Here is a 17,354-nt window from a genome sequence, read left to right on the forward strand (position 1 = left end):
AATGAGAGCAGTTGTACAAAGAGTAAAACGGGCTAAAGTAACGGTAGAAGGTAAGACTAAAGGAAAAATAGATGCAGGATTTGTAGTTCTACTAGGAGTGGGGCAAGAGGATACAGAAGAAGATGCTAAGTATCTAGCTGAAAAGATAGCAAACTTAAGAGTCTTTTCAGATGACCAAGGAAAGATGAATATGTCGCTACTTGACAAGGGCTATAGTGTACTTGCTATTTCCCAATTTACTCTATATGGAGATTGTCGTAAGGGTAGGAGACCAGGCTTTGGAGATGCCATGCCTCCTGATGAAGCTGACAGGCTATACAACAAATTTGTGCAGCTTATAGAGAACTTAGGAGTAACTGTGGCAACAGGTCAATTTCAAGCGGAAATGGATGTGGAATTAATTAACCACGGACCTGTAACTATGCTCTTAGATAGTAAAAAAAATTTTTAAAAGGGAAAGGGAGGTAGTAGTATGATTCTTAAGCAATTAGTGGTTGGAGGTACATTTGGTTCAAACTGCTATGTGTTAGGTTGCCCAAATACTAAAGAGGGAATGATTATTGACCCAGGTGGTGATGCAGACACTATTTTGAAAACAGTAGAAGAGCTTGATTTAAAAATCAAGTTCATTGTCAATACTCATGGACACCTTGACCATATTGCTGCTAATGGTATCTTGAAAAAAGAAACAGGTGCGGGTATTCTAATTCATAGTGAAGATGCTGAAATGCTTACAGATCCTAAGAAAAATTTATCCTCATACATGGGACAAAATATTGTTAGTCCTAAAGCAGATAAGTTATTGCAGGAGGGCGATAATATTGTCATAGGAGATGATATTAAGCTAGAGGTTTTACATACTCCTGGTCACTCTAAGGGTGGGATTTGCCTAGTAACAGATAATTATGTCTTTACGGGAGATACTCTTTTTGCTGGGTCAATTGGCAGGACTGATTTTCCTGGGGGCAATCACATTACGCTGTTAAAGAGTGTGCAAGATAAAATCTTTACACTATCTGAGCAACTTGAGGTTCATCCTGGGCATGGACCTAAATCTACTGTGGGCGAAGAAAAGTCTACTAACCCATTTTTCGATTAATAAATAAATTTGCATTTCCTGGAGATAATATGCTAAAAACAGGAGGTGTATTTTCAATATGAGTTATAAAAATATTTCCGCAGCAATAAGAACCCATAAGTACAAAATGCTCAGCAATGTGGATATGCATAGCATTTTGAATGATGAAAGTGATGACTTGGGCTCTACTAAAATTAAAAGACTTGGAATGAGGTATTATGGTCAAAGTAAAGATTAACAGCAATAAAGAGTGGGGTGAACGAACAGTTGCAGATGTATTAGCACTTTTTGACGACCCCAAAGCACAGTCAACTTTAAATCTGTACAGTTTTTGCAATAACAGTCATGTTATTGCAAAGGCTGTATTTTCTTGTGCTGGAAAAACAATAGAAAACTCCACAGAACAACATGTGGAGTTAGATGTAATAAATCAAGAAAAAAGACTGATAAAAAAAGTGACATATTTAGCTATGGAGGAGTTTTTTGCTAAAAGACCTAGCGCCTGGGGCATATTAACTGGTATCAGACCCACAAAAATAGTACACAGATTAATGGATCTAGGTGAAGAGCAAGAGCAAATCTGTAACTTTTTACGTGAAGAATACTTAGTTACTACTGAAAAAGCACAGCTCTTAACTCATATAGCATCAGTGCAGCGAGAACTAATCTTTAGCTATCGAGATCAGAAAAAAGTGGGCGTTTATATAGGGATTCCTTTTTGTCCAACAAGGTGCTCTTACTGTTCATTCCCTGGCTATGAGCTTAAAAGGAATATTCACCTAAAGGAGCCCTTTTGTGATGCATTGCAGCGGGAAATAATAGAGCTTGGGAAAGCCATTTTAGATGCTGGTTTTGCGGTACAGCACATTTATATAGGTGGTGGTACACCCACTAGTCTAGACCCTATGAGCTTGGAGAAGGTAATGAGGTGTATACAGGACAACTTAGTTACTAAGACTACTGAAGAATTTACAGTGGAAGCGGGTAGACCTGATACTATAGATGAGATAAAGTTAGAAATCTTAAAGTCAGCGGGAGTAAACAGGATTAGTGTAAATCCTCAAACCTTAAATGAGAAAACCTTAAAGCTTATTAATAGAGACCATACTGTAGCAGATTTCTTTTATGCCTATGAATTGGTTAAAAAGATGAACATTGACAATGTAAATGTGGACTTAATAGCGGGTCTGCCTGGAGAAGGCGTTAAAGAAGTTGAGACAACCCTCCATAAATTAAATCAGATTGAGTTTGAAAACTTAACAGTACACCCCCTAGCCTTTAAAAGGGGATCAGAATTAGTGATGGGTGGACAGGATAAAGCTACTGCAAATAATAGGGGAACAGCTGAGGAAATAATAAAGATGACTCGGGATTTTGCAGAAGGACAGCTAAAAATGCACCCATATTACCTATATAGGCAAAAAAAGATCTTTGGTAACATGGAAAATGTGGGCTACAGTGTGCAAGGTAGGGAATGTATATATAATATTCAAGTGATGGAGGAACGTCAGACCATAGTTGGTATGGGCGTGGGTGCTGGATCTAAGTTTGTAAATTCAATAGACTGGACTTTAATAAACAAATATAATCCCAAAGATATTAGCACTTATATTAATAAACTAGATCAATTAATTACAGAGAAAGTTGACAAGCTTAGACAAATGGGATAAAATTATGTAAAAATTAATCTAAAAACAAAGCGATGATCAAGAAGAGTAAGTGGATAAATCTGTTTACAGGGAAGAGGGGGCCTTGACTGGAAGCCCTTCTATCAGAGCCGCTGAAAGACACTTGGGAGCACAGTTGTAAAAAGAGTGGAGCTGTAAGGCTCAATAAGGGTGGCACCGCGGGAACTCACATCTCGTCCCTGATATGTTAAATATCAAGGAGGAGATTTTTTTATGTGCACTCAGAAATTACTATATATTGGAGGGATATCATTTGCTAACTAAAGGACCCCGTGGAACTAACGATTTTTTGCCTAATGAAATAGAGAAGTGGCAATTTGTAGAAGAAATTATTCGCGACCTCTGTACTCAATATGGTTATAGGGAAATAAGGACTCCGATTTTTGAGCATACGGAACTGTTTTTGCGAGGGGTTGGGGATACAACAGATATAGTTGAAAAGGAGATGTATACTTTTGAGGACAGGGGTGAGAGGAGTTTAACTTTAAGGCCTGAGGGTACTGCTCCTACAGTGAGAGCGTTTTTACAACATAAGCTCTATGCAGATGCCCAGCCCATAAAACTATATTACATTGGTCCTATGTTCAGGTATGATAGACCCCAGGCGGGCAGATATAGACAATTCCATCAATTTGGAATTGAGCTTTTTGGCACAAATCACCCTAGTAGCGATGCAGAAGTTATTTCCGTTGCCATGGAATTCTACCAGCGCTTAGGACTTAAAGGCTTAGAAGTAAAACTAAATAGCGTGGGTTGTCCCCAATGTCGTCAAGATCATAAAGCGCAACTACAGGAATATTTACAAGTAAAAATGAGTGAATTATGTTCTAACTGCCAGGGGAGATTTGACAGGAATCCAATGAGAATCTTAGATTGTAAAAGTGAAAACTGCTCAGAATTAGTAGCTGACGCTCCTACAACTACAAGATGTCTCTGTTCACAGTGTAGTAGTCACTTTGAAGATGTCAAAAAATACTTAGACTTATTGGAGATTAGCTATACTGTGGATGAAAAACTGGTGAGGGGTTTAGACTATTATACAAACACAGCATTTGAGATAGTGTATCAAGGTATAGGAGCGCAGAGCTCAATCGGCGGTGGTGGCAGATATAATGGATTAGTGGAACAAATGGGAGGGAATCCAGTTCCAGCTATTGGTTTTGGATTAGGTCTTGAGAGACTACTCTTGTCCTTAGAACATCAGAACATTGAGATTCCTACAAAAGTTACATGTGAGGCATATATAGTGACCTTGGGTGAAAAAGCTGAAGCGACAGGGGTCAAGATTCTAAATGATATGCGAAAACAGGGAATTAGAGGGGATAAGGATTATACTGGCAAGAGCTTTAAAGGACAACTAAAGCTAGCAGATAAAAAGGGAGCAAAGTATGCAATAATAATTGGAGATAATGAGCTAGAAAAGGGCAAAGTAACAATAAAGAACATGGGCACAGGTGACCAAGACAATATTAAAATTGATAATCTAATTTCATTCTTAATTCAGGCAAGGGAGGAAGAGTAATGTTAAAACGAACACATCATTGTGGCGTCTTAAATTCAAATCAACAAGGGGAAAAAGTTACAGTAACCGGCTGGGTACAAAAGCGAAGGGATCACGGTGGGCTGATATTTGTGGATCTCAGAGATAGAACAGGAATAGTTCAAGTGGTATTTAACCCAGAACAGGATGAAAAAATATTCGAAATGGCAGAACGAGTAAGAAGCGAATATGTTTTAGCTGTTACGGGGGTTGTTGGAAAGAGACCGGAAGGTACTATAAATGAAAACCTTGCTACGGGCCAGATTGAAATTTATGCCAACGACTTGGAAGTATTAAATAGTGCAAAGACCCCACCCTTCTACATAACAGAAGATGTGGATGTAGATGAGGCAGTTAGATTAAAATACAGATATTTAGACTTAAGACGTCCAGACATGCAGCGCACATTGATTACTAGACATAAAACAGTGAAAGCTATTAGAGACTATCTAGATGACAATCAGTTTTTAGAAGTTGAAACACCGATTTTGACCAAAAGTACCCCAGAAGGGGCAAGAGATTATCTAGTACCAAGCAGGTTAAATGCAGGAGACTTTTTTGCTCTACCCCAGTCACCTCAACTATTTAAGCAAGTTTTAATGGTTTCAGGGTTTGATAAGTATTTTCAAATAGTTAAGTGTTTTAGAGATGAGGATTTGCGTGCAGATAGACAGCCAGAATTTACTCAACTTGATATGGAAATGTCTTTTGTAGATCAAGAGGATGTGTATACTTTAGTTGAGAAAATGATGGCTCATATTTTCAAAACAGTGCTAGATCGAGATGTACAAACACCATTTAAACGGATTACTTACAATGAGGCTATGGAAAGGTACGGTTCTGACAAGCCTGACCTGCGCTTTGGCTTAGAGCTAAAGCCCGTAGAGGATATAGTAGCTGATTCTGAATTCAAGGTGTTTCAGACAGTGATAAAAAAGGGCGGACAAGTAAAGGGTATTAATGCAATAGGCTGTGGCAATATGTCTCGTAAAGAAATTGATGATTTGACAGAATATGTGGGTATTTATGGTGCTAAAGGGCTTGCCTGGATTATAGTAACAGAAGATGGAGTAAAGTCTCAAATTGCAAAGTTCTTTAGTGAAGAACAACTACAGCAGCTAAAGGATAGGTTTGATGCTAAGCCGGGGGATTTATTGCTTTTTGTGGCAGATAAGCCCAATGTAGTAGCAGATTCTTTAGGACACTTAAGGTTAAAGCTTGGAGAGAAACTTGATTTAATAGATAAAAATGAATTAAATTTTTGCTGGGTGACTGACTTCCCACTACTAGAATATGATGAGGAAGAAAAAAGGTATGTAGCAATTCACCATCCATTTACTGCACCTAAAGACGAAGACTTAGAGCTTATGGACACTGATCCTGCTAAAATAAGGGCTAAAGCCTATGATTTAGCATTAAACGGGGTAGAACTAGGTGGAGGAAGTATTAGAATCCACAAGCGTGATGTTCAGGAAAAGATGTTTAAACTATTGGGTATGAGTGAAGATGAAGCCAGAGAGAAGTTTGGATTTTTATTAGATGCTTTTGAGTATGGAACCCCACCCCATGGTGGAATTGCTTTCGGAGTTGATCGCATGATAATGTTAATGACTGGTCAAAATAATATCAGAGATGTAATTGCTTTCCCGAAAACTCAGAGTGCTACCTGCTTAATGACTAAGGCACCATCTGAGGTTACTAAGAAGCAATTAAAAGAATTACATCTTAAATTAAAGTAGTTTCTAAAGTGAATAATATAAAAATGTGATGGGAAAGATAGAGTTAACTGTTATTGGTTCTTGAAAATTAAAAAATTCTATGATACTATAAATTCATCAGAAAACAACAAAAAGCCCTACAATGTTCGTGATATGTCGTATAGTTTTGAGCCAACACCATCACATTGGGAGCCTGGACTCTAAGCGTAGCGTATATGCCTTTTAGAGAGGACATACAAAGCGTTTAGGAGGGCACCCACCTGCTTAAGGCAGGTTCAAAACTTCCGACAACTTACACGGCATTAGTGGGGTATTTTATTTTGTGGAGGCTACCATGGTACATAAGTTTTCGCGCACTGAGCTCCTAATAGGAGAAAAAGGAATAAATATGCTAGGGGGATCGCGTATCGCCATCTTTGGGATAGGTGGAGTAGGTTCCTTTACTGCTGAAGCTCTAGCTAGAGCAGGAGTAGGACAATTTATCCTTGTAGACTATGATGATATATGTATGACCAATATAAATCGACAAATTCACGCATTGCATACTACTGTAGGACAAATGAAAGTAGAGGCTATGAAAGAACGAATTCTTGAAATTAATCCCGATGCTATAGTTATAACCCATAAAAAGTTTGTGGACAAAGATAATATAGATCAACTCTTGGCAAATGACTGCGATTATGTGGTAGATGCTATTGACACGGTAACATCAAAACTGTTATTGATTGAAAAGGCACTGGAACTAGGTTTACCAATTGTCTCTAGTATGGGAGCAGGAAATAAATTAAGTGCAAGAGGTTTTCAAGTTGCTGATATTAGTGAGACCAAGGTTTGTCCATTAGCAAAAATAATGCGGAAAGAGCTTCGTAAACGGGGTATAAATAAGGGAGTAAAAGTAGTATTTTCACTAGATGAAACAATAAAACTAAACCAAGAAGCATTGGACTGCAAGGAGTATTGTAGTTGTACCACTCAGGAAACTGACTGCACCAAAAAGCGACAAATACCGGGAAGTATTTCCTATGTACCATCTGTGGCTGGATTAATGTTGGCAGGTGAAGTGGTTCAGGACTTACTAAAAATAAATGAAAATAGTTGAAGGAATATTTTTGTTTGTGAAGAAAATAATACTGATAAGTAAAATGGATGAAGAAGGAGAGAATTTAAAATGGCAAATGAAAAGGTACTTGAATTTACTAATGATAACTTTCAAGAGAAAGTGCTTGAGGCAGATAAGCCAGTTCTGGTAGATTTTTGGGCTGCTTGGTGTGGACCTTGCAAGATGATTGCACCAGTAATTGATGAATTGGCGGATGCCTATGATGGAAAAGTAGTTATTGGTAAGCTTAACGTAGATGACCATGGAGCTACAGCAGGTAAGTATGGTGTGATGAGTATCCCAACTCTACTACTCTTTAAAAATGGTGAGGCAATTGAGAGAGTAGTGGGTTATAAGACAAAGGATGAATTGGCAAAAATTATTGACGCTAACCTGTAAATACTTATTATCATCTAGTGTAATAACCGGATCTAAATCCGGTTATTTTCATTTAATGTAAATGGAGGGGTTTTTAGTGAATTTATTTGAGTATAATGAACAAACTAATACTCAAAAAAAAGCACCGTTGGCTACTCGAATGCGACCTGAAAATTTAGATGAATTTGAAGGTCAGCAAAAGATAGTTGGACCAGGGACACTTTTGCGCAATAGCATTGAAACAGATAATTTACAGTCTATAATCCTCTATGGTCCACCGGGCACTGGGAAAACTACTCTTGCCCATATTATCGCTGAAGTAACCCAATCAAAATTTAAAAAAATAAATGCAGTTATGGCAGGTGTTAAGGATATTAGAGAAGTTGTACAAGAAGCTAAGGAAAACCTAAGCTTTTACGGCAACAGAACTATTGTTTTTATAGACGAAATTCATCGTTTCAACAAATCCCAGCAAGATGCGTTACTACCCTATGTAGAGGAGGGATTACTTACTCTAATAGGTGCAACTACAGAAAATCCAATGTTTTCTGTTAATAAAGCATTACTATCTCGATCTAGAATTTTTTCATTAGAGCCATTGAGTAATGAACAAATTGACAGGCTAATTAATAGGGCATTAAAGGATAGGGATAGAGGGTTGGGCAACTATAACGTTGAGTTTTCTCAAGAAGCATTGAGTCATATAATAACTATGGCTAATGGCGATGCTAGAAGTGCCCTTAATGCTTTGGAAACAGCTGTAATGTCTACTCCACCCCGGGAAGATGGAGTAAGGCGAATAGATTTAAAGACCGCAATTGATGCTCTCCAAAAGCCAAATGTAAACTATACCAAAGATGGGGATGAGCACTATGATGTGATTTCAGCTTTTATTAAATCTATCAGGGGATCAGATCCTGATGGGGCAGTTTACTGGCTTGCTAGAATGATATATGCAGGTGAAGATTTAAACTTTATATGTAGAAGGCTGGTTATTTCAGCTGCTGAGGATATAGGCTTAGCAGACCCGCAGGCCATTGTGGTTGCAAACTCTTGCGCCCAAGCAGTTGAAAGAATAGGATTGCCGGAGGGAAGAATAATCTTAGCAGAAGCTACTGTTTATTTAGCTTTAGCTCCGAAGAGCAACTCTGTTTACAATAGTATTAATAAGGCACTAGCAGCTATTGAAGGGGGTATGATAGGCTCTGTTCCCTTGCACTTGCGAGATGGCTCAGCAGGAGGAAAAGAAAAAATGGGCTATGGAGCTGAATATTTATACCCTCACAATTACGATAACCACTGGGTAGAACAAGAGTACTTACCTGAAGAAGCTAAGAAACAGAATTTTTACAATCCCGTTAAACAGGGAAAAGAAAAAGAAATGATAAATAACTGGGCCTTGAGAACTGAGAAAAAAATTTAAATTTAGATAAAGCAATAGGTATTTTATTGACAAATAATTGGACAAAATGATAATATAGAAAAAACCAACTAATTTACTTGGATATAAAGCGAGGTGAGCTCATGAAGCTCTCTACAAAAGGTGAGTACGGAGTCCGAGCGATGTTTGACTTAGCACAACACCACGGGCAGGGTCCAATATCACTAAAGAGTATAGCTGAGCGTCAGGGAATCTCAGAGCACTACCTAGAGCAATTAGTAGCTGGTTTGCGTAAAGCAGGGTTGCTTAAAAGTGTAAGAGGAGCACAAGGTGGATATACCCTGGCTAGAGAGCCAGATGATATAAAAATTGGGGAGATTATAAGAATACTAGAAGGCCCCATAGCACCAGTTGAATGTGTAAGTGAAGAAGAAGGGGACAAGTGCACAAGATTTAATAAGTGTGTTGCTAAAAACATATGGGCAAAGGTAAGAGACAGTATTTCAGGAGTACTAGATTCGATCACACTTGCAGATATGTTAAAAGAGGCAGAGGAAGTAAAAAAAGCAGAAGGATAATTATTTTTTGAGGAGTTGATATTACAATGAGAGTATATCTTGATCACAGTGCTACTACTCCAGTACACCCTGAAGTAACTAAAGTAGTAAGCGAATACTTAACTGAAAAATTTGGAAATCCATCCAGTGTACACGTTTTTGGTCGTGAGATCAAAAAAGCTATAGAGGATGCGAGAGCTCAGGTAGCTGACTTGATTGGAGCAAGACCAGAAGAAATAATCTTTACAAGTGGTGGAACCGAGGCAGATAATATGGCTATTATAGGTGCAGCTATGGCAAACCAGAAGAATGGAAAGCATATAATAACTTCTGGTATTGAGCATCATGCAGTTACAGAGCCATGTGAATATTTAGCAAAGCAAGGATTTGAAGTTACATTGTTGCCAGTAGATAAAGATGGGCTAGTGTCATTGGAAGAGTTAAAAGACGCAGTTCGCGAGGATACCATTTTAATATCAATTATGCATGTAAATAACGAAGTGGGAACTATCCAACCTATTAAGGAGATAGGAGAGTTTGCAAAAGAGAAGGGGATAGTTTTTCACACTGATGCTGTACAGAGCTTCGGAAAATTACCTATAGATGTGAATGAATTAAATGTTGACTTGTTGTCTGCTTCAGCGCATAAGATTTATGGACCAAAAGGGATAGGATGTTTATACGTGCGTAAGGGCACTAAGCTGCAGCGTATTACTCACGGTGGTGGACAAGAGCGACGTCGTAGACCTGGTACTGAAAATGTTCCTGGTATAGTAGGTTTTGGTAAAGCTTCAGAGCTTGCAAAAGAAAGTATGGAATCTGAGAACAAAAGACTCACCTATTTGCGGGATAAGTTGATGAAGGGAATCGAGGAGAGAATAGACCACATTAAATTAAATGGATGTAGGGAAAACAGAATAGCAAACAATGTAAACTTTAGCTTTTACTTTATTGAAGGAGAGGCTCTATTGCTTAGTATGGATATGAAGGGAATTGGTGCTTCTAGTGGCTCAGCTTGTGTCTCTGGATCTTTAAAGCCTTCCCATGTGCTATTAGAAATGGGGCTTAGCCATGAAATTGCTCATGGATCACTTAGACTGACTTTGGGCAAAGACAATACAGAAGAAGAAATTGACTACGTTATAGAAGAGCTTCCAAAAATAATTGACAGACTTAGAAGCATGTCACCTTTATATGATGCTCATAAACATAAAAGATAAATTATTGAGGGGGAATTAACATGTATACAGAAAAGGTTATGGATCATTTTAATAATCCGAGAAATGTAGGAGAAATTGAAGATGCCAATGGTGTTGGCGAAGTAGGTAATGCATCCTGTGGCGATATAATGAAAATTTTCTTGAAAGTAAAAGATAATGTAATCGAAGATGTTAAATTTAAAACCTTTGGCTGTGGAGCAGCAATTGCTACTAGTAGTATGGCTACTGAGCTTGTAAAGGGAAAGACAATTGATGAAGCCCTACGGATAACTAATAAAGCGGTAGCAGAAGCATTAGATGGACTACCTCCAGCAAAAATGCATTGTTCTAATCTAGCAGCTGATGCACTTCACAAAGCTATAGAGGATTACAAACAAAAAAATCAGTAGGTGAATTAGGTGGCGAATAAAAAAGTTTTTGTGGGAATGAGTGGCGGTGTAGATAGCTCCATAGCTGCTGCTCTATTAAAAGAGCAGGGGTATGATGTAACTGGTGTCACTATGCAGATATGGCCATCAGACCAACCTCATGAAGAAGTAGAGGGTAGCTGTTGCTCCTTGTCAGCGGTTGAAGATGCTAGGCGCGTTGCTCAGGTATTGGATATTCCCTACTATGTAATGAACTTTAGGGATTTATTTGCGGAAAAAGTAATCAAAAGCTTTTGTAACGAGTATATTGAAGGCAGGACGCCTAACCCTTGTATTGCTTGTAACCGATATATTAAGTTTGAGGCCTTCTTGCACAAGGCCAAGATGCTTGGCGCAGATTATATAGCTACAGGTCATTACGCTCGGATTTATTATAATGAAGAGCTTGGGAGATACTTGTTGGCTCGATCAGAAGATGACAATAAAGATCAAACCTATGCGCTATATGGTTTTACTCAAGAGCAGTTGGCTTCAACTTTAATGCCTTTAGGTGAATACAAGAAACCTCAAATTAGAGAGCTAGCAGCAAAGCTTGATTTGCAAGTTGCAGACAAACCAGATAGTCAGGAAATCTGTTTTGTTCCTAACGATGACTACAAAACCTTCTTAAAGGAAAAAAATGTAGAGCTCAAACCAGGCCCATTTTTGGATACTCAGGGAAGAGTCGTTGGCACTCATGAGGGCATAGCAAATTACACTATCGGTCAAAGAAAAGGATTGGGGCTAGCATTAGGCAAGCCAGTCTATGTTGTAAAAATTGACCCAGAGAAAAATGCAGTAGTTGTGGGAGACAACACCGAAGTTTTTGGGAGCAGCCTCATTAGTATGGATAATAATTTTATTCTGTTTCCTCAATTAGAAAAACCTATGGAAGTAACTGCTAAAGTAAGATATTCAGCACCCGCTGCTAGTGCAGTAATAGAGCCGACCAAGGATGGAAAAGTTTTGGTTAAGTTTCATAAGCCACAACGTGCTATAACGCCGGGACAGGCTGTGGTATTTTACAAGGATAACATTGTAGTTGGTGGCGGAACAATTGAAAAGCAAATAGATTAAAGCAATATAATGAATGCGTACCCATAGGGGTGCGCATTTTTTTTGCTTAAATTGGAAACAATATAGGGTAATAGTACTAAACAGGAGGCAGTGATGAAAAAAGGTAGTGAAATTTTAGGATTGCCGGTTTTAGAACAAAAAGCAGGTCACAAAGTGGGTAAAATAACGGATCTTCTATATTCAGAGGAACAAGAAAACTTATTAGGGGTTTTGCTTGAGGTGCAAGGAGATCATTTACCCGAGATGCGTTTTATTTCCTGTGAGGATATAACAGAAATTAATGCTCATCATATTAGCATCATCAGTGAGGATGTACTGCAAACGCCTCAAGTGTTATCCAAAGCGGAAATTTCAGGATACAGTGTTTCATTAGCATTTGGACAACAAGTCTTTGATGAGGTAGGGAAAGAAATCGGCATTGTTAGGGATGTCTTAGTAGACTTAGAAACCAAAGAAGTAAAGGGGTACCAATTATCCCAGGGTTTAATAAGTGACCTTATTAGTGGGCGCTCCTTACTGCCTCTTAACTCTATTGTGACCATGGGTAAAGAAATGGTATTAGTAAAAGATTTTAAAGGAAGTGATGATGAGGATGAATTGTCCAGTTTGTGATAGCAGAGCTACTGGCAAAGTTGGCAGCAACCAATACTATTGTTGGGATTGTTATTATGAATTTTACAAACGCGGCGATAAGGTGAAGGTTTTTCAAGTAGATGAAGATGGCACTCTTTTGGATATCAACGATGATAATTTATCAACTACTAGTATGGAAAAAGGAGGAATATAAAATGAAAAAAGGAAAAGGTTTTTTTAATAGATTGTTTACAGGTGGAATGTTAGGTGCAATAAGTGCGTGGTTATTTAAATCAAATAAAAAGCCCATAATGAGCAACAAAACTGAACAAAAGGTTAAGAAGCAGGCAAAAAAAGTAGCAGATGAAGTTTCTGAAGGAGTAAAAGAACTTAAAGATTATATGAAGAAGTAAAGATGAAGGGAATATTTAGCACAAGAGCATTTTGGCGTAAGAGCTTTTTAGTTGTAGCAGTTGCTTTTTCAATATATCTTCTCATAAAAGTTAAGGCCATTCTGCCCTCTTTTCTAGTGGCAGCTTTTATGGCCTATCTTTTAAGTCCGCTAGTCTATCAACTGGAAAAACTAGGTTTACCTAGAGCTCTAGCAATTGTGCTCATATATATCAGCTTTGTAGTAACTACTGCATTGGTAATTATCAATATATTGCCTATGGTTATAAAGGATTTGAACATCTTTGCCAAGGTAATTCCTGACTACATAAATCAATTGCGCCAATGGGCCCTAGAGTTAGAGAGGGACTATTCTCGAATGACAATGCCAGAGAGTATTCGAGAGGCTATTGACGAAAGTGCACAGCAATTTGAAGAGTGGGTCGTGCGATTTACCAACAATCTAGTAGAAAGAATTATTAGCTTTTTTACTCAAGTACTACACCTGCTCATTGCGCCTATATTAGCTTTTTACCTGCTCAAGGATTGGTCAAATATTGAACAAGGTCTCTACAGATTATTGCCAGTAAAGTTTAGAACTGAAACTCAAACCTTAATGCATGATATCAACAGAGTTTTACGAAAATTTATCAGAGGTCATATAATAGTGGCGACTATAGTGAGTATTATGACCACAGGAGGCCTAATGGCATTAGGGATGGAGTTTGCCCTGATTTTGGGGATAATTGCTGGTATTTTTGACCTAGTTCCTTACTTTGGACCAGTGATTGGGGCGATTCCAGCAGTAGCTTTAGCTTTGCTAGAATCGCAAACAATGGCCCTATATGTTATAATTTTATTTGTGGTAATTCAACAAATTGAAACAAATATTATTTCTCCAAAGATAATGGGAGATTCTTTAGGTCTGCATCCCTTGAGTATAATATTTTCTGTGTTGGCAGGAGGAGCTCTTTTTGGAATTTTGGGAGTACTTTTAGCAGTGCCTACAATTGCTATTTGTAGGGTTATTTTCAGTTACCTGATCGAAAAGCTTGTTGAATAAAAGTAATAATTGTTGACAACCTTCGTTTATTTAGTTTATAATAGACACGATTTTAAACTGGAAATTTAGTGAAGTTAAGCAACGTTCAGGGTTACTGCGAGAATGGTTCTCGTCCCTGGTGCAGTTTATCACTGGGCTAGGGTGCGGGTTTTTTTTATAATTACAACAAGTCTCGAGAGGAGATGGTCAGATGTTAAAACTGAGTGGCAACGAGCTAAGGGACACATTTATTAGCTACTTTGAAAAGCAAAGGCATACAAAGGTTGACAGTTCATCACTTGTACCAGTAGATGATCCCACACTACTATTTACTAATGCAGGTATGGTTCAGTTTAAAGAAATTTTTTTGGGATTAGAAAAGAGACATTATACTAGAGCAGTCACTGCACAAAAGTGTGTTAGGGCTGGGGGAAAGCACAATGATTTAGACACAGTGGGTAGAACGGCTAGGCACCACACTTTTTTTGAGATGATGGGAAATTTCTCATTTGGTGACTATTTTAAAAAGGAAGCAATTAATTTTGCTTGGGGTTTTTTGACTGAAGAACTAAAACTAGATAAAAAGGATTTGTGGGTTACCATCTACCTAGATGATGATGAAGCCCATCAACTATGGCAAGAAGAAGTAGGGGTAACAGCTGATAGAATTCTACGGTTAGGAGAAAAAGATAACTTCTGGTCTATGGGTGATACTGGTCCTTGTGGTCCTTGTAGTGAAATATTATTTGACCGAGGAGAAGGATACGCCTGCGAAGCTGAAGAGTGTGGTATTGGCATATGCGATTGTGATCGATGGCTAGAAATATGGAACCTAGTATTTATGCAGTATAACAGGGATGAAGCAGGAAAAATGACTCCCTTACCAAAACCCAGTATTGATACAGGGATGGGTTTGGAACGAGTTGCATCTATCCTACAAGAGGTAGATACCAACTTTGAAACTGATTTAATTAAGCCTCTGATAAATGCAGTGGAGAATCTTTGTGGCAAGAAGTATGTTTCAGGAGTGGAAGGATTTCCTTTTAGGGTAATTGCAGATCACGTCCGCGCTTGTACCTTTTTAATTACCGACGGTGTATTGCCAAGTAATGAAGGACGCGGCTATGTGCTAAGAAGGATTTTACGTAGAGCTGTTAGGTTTGGGAAAGTATTAGAAATAGACAAACCGTTTATGTACCAAATGGTACCTAAGGTTATTGAAATCATGGGTACTGCATATCCAGAGCTAGCTGAAAAGCGCGATTATGTAGAAAAAGTAATAAAGATAGAAGAAGAGCGCTTCCATGAAACCCTGAATGATGGTATTAAGATGGTAGCCGATATAGTAGAACAACTTAAGGCAGAAGGCAAGAAGAAAATAGCTGGCCCTCAAGCGTTTATGCTGTACGATACATATGGTTTCCCCATAGATTTGACAGAGGACATTGCAGAAGAACAGGGACTTAGTGTTGACAAAGCTGGCTTTGAAAAAGCTATGGAAGAACAGAGACAAAGAGCTAGAGATGCCCGTCAGAATAGTAACCTAGGAGACGACATTGCCAAATACGTGCAAAGCCTTAGCGGTATAGAGGCATACAAGTTTGTTGGCTACGAACAGTTAAAGGTGGAAACTGCCATATCAAAGCTGATGCTACAGGAAACGGGAAGTCCAATTCAAAGTGCTGAAGCTGGAACTCAGGTAGCAATTGTCTTAGAGGAAACACCCTTTTATCCAGAAGGTGGAGGACAGGTTGCTGATAAAGGTATAGTTAAGACCAATCAGGGTTTTGTATCTGTTACTAATGTAGTAAGACTCCCAGATAACAATATTATTCACTATGGGAATGTACAAGAGGGGTCTGTAACTGAGGGACAAGCAGTGGCTATAGTTAGTGAAAGCAGAAATGAAACTGCCAAAAATCATACAGCAACCCATATATTACATAAAGTTTTAAAAGAAGTCTTAGGTCAACACGTGAATCAGGCAGGTTCTCTAGTAACCCCTGATAGACTTAGATTTGACTTTACACATTTTACTGCGCTTACAGAAGCAGAGCTAAAGGAAATTGAAGACAAGGTGAATGAGGTAGTATTTAGCAATATTTCTGTGACAGCTCAGGAAACTAGCTTTGATGAAGCAAAGCAAATGGGTGCTACTGCTTTATTTGGTGAAAAATATGGCGACACTGTTAGAGTAGTTAAAATAGGCGATTATAGTTTAGAACTATGTGGTGGAACTCACTTAGAGGGAACCAGTGAAGTGGGATTGTTCAAGATTGTATCAGAGAGCGGCATTGGCTCAGGAATTAGAAGAATAGAGGCAGCTACAGGAATAAATGCCCTACAGTTAGTAAATAAATATGAACAGGTTTTGAAGAAGACTGCAGCTATACTCAAGGCCCCAGTAATGGAAGTAGAGCAAAAGGCAAGCAACATGATAACTGAACTTAAAAACACTGAAAAGCAGTTGCAGGCCCTAAATGACAAAGTAGCATCTTCTCAAGCAGATCAATTTCTAAATCAAGCAGAGGAAATAGGTGGCATCAAGGTATTAGCACAACAGGTTACTGTGGCGGATATGGACAGCCTGAGGAATATGGCGGATATGATGAAAAACAAGCTGGGAGAAGGAGTAGTACTCTTAGGCGCAAAAAATGATAGTAAAGTTAACTTTGTGGCAATGGCAACTAAAGAAGCTGTTAAAAAAGGTGCTCACATGGGCAAGCTAATAAAAGAAGTGGCTACTATTGCAGGTGGCGGTGGTGGTGGCAGACCAGATATGGCTCAAGCAGGTGGGAAGAATCCCGATAAGTTAGATGAGGCCATTGCAGCTGTCCATAATGTAATTGCTAAACAGATACCATAAACTAGCAGGAAATGCTAATACTCTATAGAATAAGTAATAGTATAAGCGCAATAGGAGGGTGGTAATATGTCTGAAAATAATTATGATAAGACTATGATGTTTAAAGCCACAGGTGATGAGGAATTAAACCCAAAAGATGTGCTAGTTGCGGTATATAATTCTCTTGAAGAGAAGGGGTACAATCCCATCAATCAGATTGTGGGCTATCTTTTATCTGGCGACCCTGCCTATATTACCAGTCACAATGATGCCAGAACGCTAATAAAAAAGATTGAGCGAGATGACCTGATGGAAGAGTTAGTGAAAAAATACCTAGGTAAGTAAATAAGGGAGTTAAATG

Annotated in this window: 19 protein-coding genes and 1 other RNA gene; all 20 read left to right on the top strand. The window is 38.5% G+C overall.

The genetic code is table 11. The features are described from left to right. The first annotated feature begins 1 nt into the window (after position 1). The 20 genes from dtd to GGQ84_RS07275 all read left to right on the top strand — a co-directional run bounded on the left by dtd (position 2) and on the right by GGQ84_RS07275 (position 17,338). Entirely contained in the window at positions 2 to 451 is a 450-nt protein-coding gene (gene dtd / locus GGQ84_RS07180; protein ID WP_429161120.1) for a D-aminoacyl-tRNA deacylase, read from the top strand. 21 nt (positions 452 to 472) lie between these two features. Continuing rightward, positions 473 to 1,099, top strand: coding sequence for an MBL fold metallo-hydrolase (locus GGQ84_RS07185; RefSeq protein WP_429161123.1), 627 nt, complete (start codon positions 473 to 475; stop codon positions 1,097 to 1,099). Positions 1,100 to 1,157: 58 nt separating this feature from the next. Then, positions 1,158 to 1,316: a hypothetical protein gene (locus tag GGQ84_RS07190; RefSeq protein WP_429161126.1), complete on the top strand. Its 159-nt coding sequence runs from the start codon at positions 1,158 to 1,160 to the stop codon at positions 1,314 to 1,316. Further along, positions 1,297 to 2,748, top strand: coding sequence for a coproporphyrinogen dehydrogenase HemZ (gene hemZ, locus GGQ84_RS07195; protein WP_429161128.1), 1,452 nt, complete (start codon positions 1,297 to 1,299; stop codon positions 2,746 to 2,748). Before GGQ84_RS07190 ends, hemZ begins: the two co-directional genes overlap by 20 nt. Before the next feature lie 271 nt (positions 2,749 to 3,019). After that, positions 3,020 to 4,288, top strand: a complete 1,269-nt coding sequence (gene hisS / locus GGQ84_RS07200) for a histidine--tRNA ligase (protein ID WP_429161130.1) — start codon at positions 3,020 to 3,022, stop codon at positions 4,286 to 4,288. Then, the gene (gene aspS / locus GGQ84_RS07205) at positions 4,288 to 6,045 is read left to right on the top strand and encodes an aspartate--tRNA ligase (protein ID WP_429161132.1); all 1,758 of its coding nucleotides are present in this window, start codon (positions 4,288 to 4,290) and stop codon (positions 6,043 to 6,045) included. The genes hisS and aspS overlap by 1 nt, the downstream gene beginning before the upstream one ends. A gap of 110 nt (positions 6,046 to 6,155) precedes the next feature. Further along, a non-coding RNA gene (ssrS, locus tag GGQ84_RS07210) (6S RNA) lies at positions 6,156 to 6,340 on the top strand. Between the two features lie 18 nt (positions 6,341 to 6,358). Next, the gene (locus tag GGQ84_RS07215; RefSeq protein ID WP_429161135.1) at positions 6,359 to 7,123 is read left to right on the top strand and encodes a tRNA threonylcarbamoyladenosine dehydratase; all 765 of its coding nucleotides are present in this window, start codon (positions 6,359 to 6,361) and stop codon (positions 7,121 to 7,123) included. A gap of 69 nt (positions 7,124 to 7,192) precedes the next feature. Then, entirely contained in the window at positions 7,193 to 7,522 is a 330-nt protein-coding gene (gene trxA / locus GGQ84_RS07220; protein ID WP_429161138.1) for a thioredoxin, read from the top strand. A gap of 76 nt (positions 7,523 to 7,598) precedes the next feature. After that, on the top strand, positions 7,599 to 8,924 hold the full coding sequence (locus GGQ84_RS07225; protein WP_429161141.1) for a replication-associated recombination protein A: 1,326 nt from the start codon (positions 7,599 to 7,601) through the stop codon (positions 8,922 to 8,924). A 101-nt stretch (positions 8,925 to 9,025) separates the two neighbouring features. Beyond that, positions 9,026 to 9,460, top strand: coding sequence for an RrF2 family transcriptional regulator (locus GGQ84_RS07230; RefSeq protein WP_429161232.1), 435 nt, complete (start codon positions 9,026 to 9,028; stop codon positions 9,458 to 9,460). Between the two features lie 26 nt (positions 9,461 to 9,486). Continuing rightward, positions 9,487 to 10,659, top strand: coding sequence for a cysteine desulfurase NifS (gene nifS, locus GGQ84_RS07235; protein ID WP_429161144.1), 1,173 nt, complete (start codon positions 9,487 to 9,489; stop codon positions 10,657 to 10,659). A gap of 20 nt (positions 10,660 to 10,679) precedes the next feature. Then, on the top strand, positions 10,680 to 11,048 hold the full coding sequence (gene nifU / locus GGQ84_RS07240; protein ID WP_429161147.1) for a Fe-S cluster assembly scaffold protein NifU: 369 nt from the start codon (positions 10,680 to 10,682) through the stop codon (positions 11,046 to 11,048). Between the two features lie 9 nt (positions 11,049 to 11,057). Next, positions 11,058 to 12,143, top strand: coding sequence for a tRNA 2-thiouridine(34) synthase MnmA (gene mnmA, locus GGQ84_RS07245; RefSeq protein WP_429161150.1), 1,086 nt, complete (start codon positions 11,058 to 11,060; stop codon positions 12,141 to 12,143). Positions 12,144 to 12,236: 93 nt separating this feature from the next. After that, positions 12,237 to 12,755, top strand: a complete 519-nt coding sequence (locus tag GGQ84_RS07250) for a PRC-barrel domain-containing protein (RefSeq protein WP_429161153.1) — start codon at positions 12,237 to 12,239, stop codon at positions 12,753 to 12,755. Beyond that, positions 12,736 to 12,930 carry a hypothetical protein gene (locus GGQ84_RS07255; protein WP_429161156.1) on the top strand — a complete coding sequence of 65 codons (195 nt, stop codon included), beginning with the start codon at positions 12,736 to 12,738 and terminating at the stop codon, positions 12,928 to 12,930. Before GGQ84_RS07250 ends, GGQ84_RS07255 begins: the two co-directional genes overlap by 20 nt. A 1-nt stretch (position 12,931) precedes the next feature. Continuing rightward, positions 12,932 to 13,129, top strand: coding sequence for a hypothetical protein (locus GGQ84_RS07260; protein ID WP_429161159.1), 198 nt, complete (start codon positions 12,932 to 12,934; stop codon positions 13,127 to 13,129). 2 nt (positions 13,130 to 13,131) lie between these two features. Continuing rightward, positions 13,132 to 14,169, top strand: a complete 1,038-nt coding sequence (locus GGQ84_RS07265) for an AI-2E family transporter (RefSeq protein WP_429161160.1) — start codon at positions 13,132 to 13,134, stop codon at positions 14,167 to 14,169. Between the two features lie 190 nt (positions 14,170 to 14,359). Next, positions 14,360 to 17,014 carry an alanine--tRNA ligase gene (alaS, locus tag GGQ84_RS07270; protein WP_429161162.1) on the top strand — a complete coding sequence of 885 codons (2,655 nt, stop codon included), beginning with the start codon at positions 14,360 to 14,362 and terminating at the stop codon, positions 17,012 to 17,014. Positions 17,015 to 17,080: 66 nt separating this feature from the next. Continuing rightward, positions 17,081 to 17,338, top strand: a complete 258-nt coding sequence (locus GGQ84_RS07275; protein ID WP_429161165.1) for an IreB family regulatory phosphoprotein — start codon at positions 17,081 to 17,083, stop codon at positions 17,336 to 17,338. Positions 17,339 to 17,354: the final 16 nt, after the last annotated feature.

Source organism: Desulfitispora alkaliphila (assembly GCF_050433185.1).
Classification (GTDB): domain Bacteria; phylum Bacillota; class Desulfitisporia; order Desulfitisporales; family Desulfitisporaceae; genus Desulfitispora; species Desulfitispora alkaliphila.

Excerpts from the sequence above, each read along its gene's own strand:
- dtd (WP_429161120.1), top strand. The coding sequence starts at position 2 with ATGAGAGCAGTTGTACAAAGAGTAAAACGGGCTAAAGTAACGGTAGAA.
- GGQ84_RS07185 (WP_429161123.1), top strand. The coding sequence starts at position 473 with ATGATTCTTAAGCAATTAGTGGTTGGAGGTACATTTGGTTCAAACTGC.
- GGQ84_RS07190 (WP_429161126.1), top strand. The coding sequence starts at position 1,158 with ATGAGTTATAAAAATATTTCCGCAGCAATAAGAACCCATAAGTACAAA.
- hemZ (WP_429161128.1), top strand. The coding sequence starts at position 1,297 with ATGGTCAAAGTAAAGATTAACAGCAATAAAGAGTGGGGTGAACGAACA.
- aspS (WP_429161132.1), top strand. The coding sequence starts at position 4,288 with ATGTTAAAACGAACACATCATTGTGGCGTCTTAAATTCAAATCAACAA.
- GGQ84_RS07215 (WP_429161135.1), top strand. The coding sequence starts at position 6,359 with ATGGTACATAAGTTTTCGCGCACTGAGCTCCTAATAGGAGAAAAAGGA.
- trxA (WP_429161138.1), top strand. The coding sequence starts at position 7,193 with ATGGCAAATGAAAAGGTACTTGAATTTACTAATGATAACTTTCAAGAG.
- GGQ84_RS07230 (WP_429161232.1), top strand. The coding sequence starts at position 9,026 with ATGAAGCTCTCTACAAAAGGTGAGTACGGAGTCCGAGCGATGTTTGAC.
- nifS (WP_429161144.1), top strand. The coding sequence starts at position 9,487 with ATGAGAGTATATCTTGATCACAGTGCTACTACTCCAGTACACCCTGAA.
- nifU (WP_429161147.1), top strand. The coding sequence starts at position 10,680 with ATGTATACAGAAAAGGTTATGGATCATTTTAATAATCCGAGAAATGTA.
- GGQ84_RS07250 (WP_429161153.1), top strand. The coding sequence starts at position 12,237 with ATGAAAAAAGGTAGTGAAATTTTAGGATTGCCGGTTTTAGAACAAAAA.
- GGQ84_RS07255 (WP_429161156.1), top strand. The coding sequence starts at position 12,736 with ATGAATTGTCCAGTTTGTGATAGCAGAGCTACTGGCAAAGTTGGCAGC.
- GGQ84_RS07260 (WP_429161159.1), top strand. The coding sequence starts at position 12,932 with ATGAAAAAAGGAAAAGGTTTTTTTAATAGATTGTTTACAGGTGGAATG.
- GGQ84_RS07265 (WP_429161160.1), top strand. The coding sequence starts at position 13,132 with ATGAAGGGAATATTTAGCACAAGAGCATTTTGGCGTAAGAGCTTTTTA.
- alaS (WP_429161162.1), top strand. The coding sequence starts at position 14,360 with ATGTTAAAACTGAGTGGCAACGAGCTAAGGGACACATTTATTAGCTAC.
- GGQ84_RS07275 (WP_429161165.1), top strand. The coding sequence starts at position 17,081 with ATGTCTGAAAATAATTATGATAAGACTATGATGTTTAAAGCCACAGGT.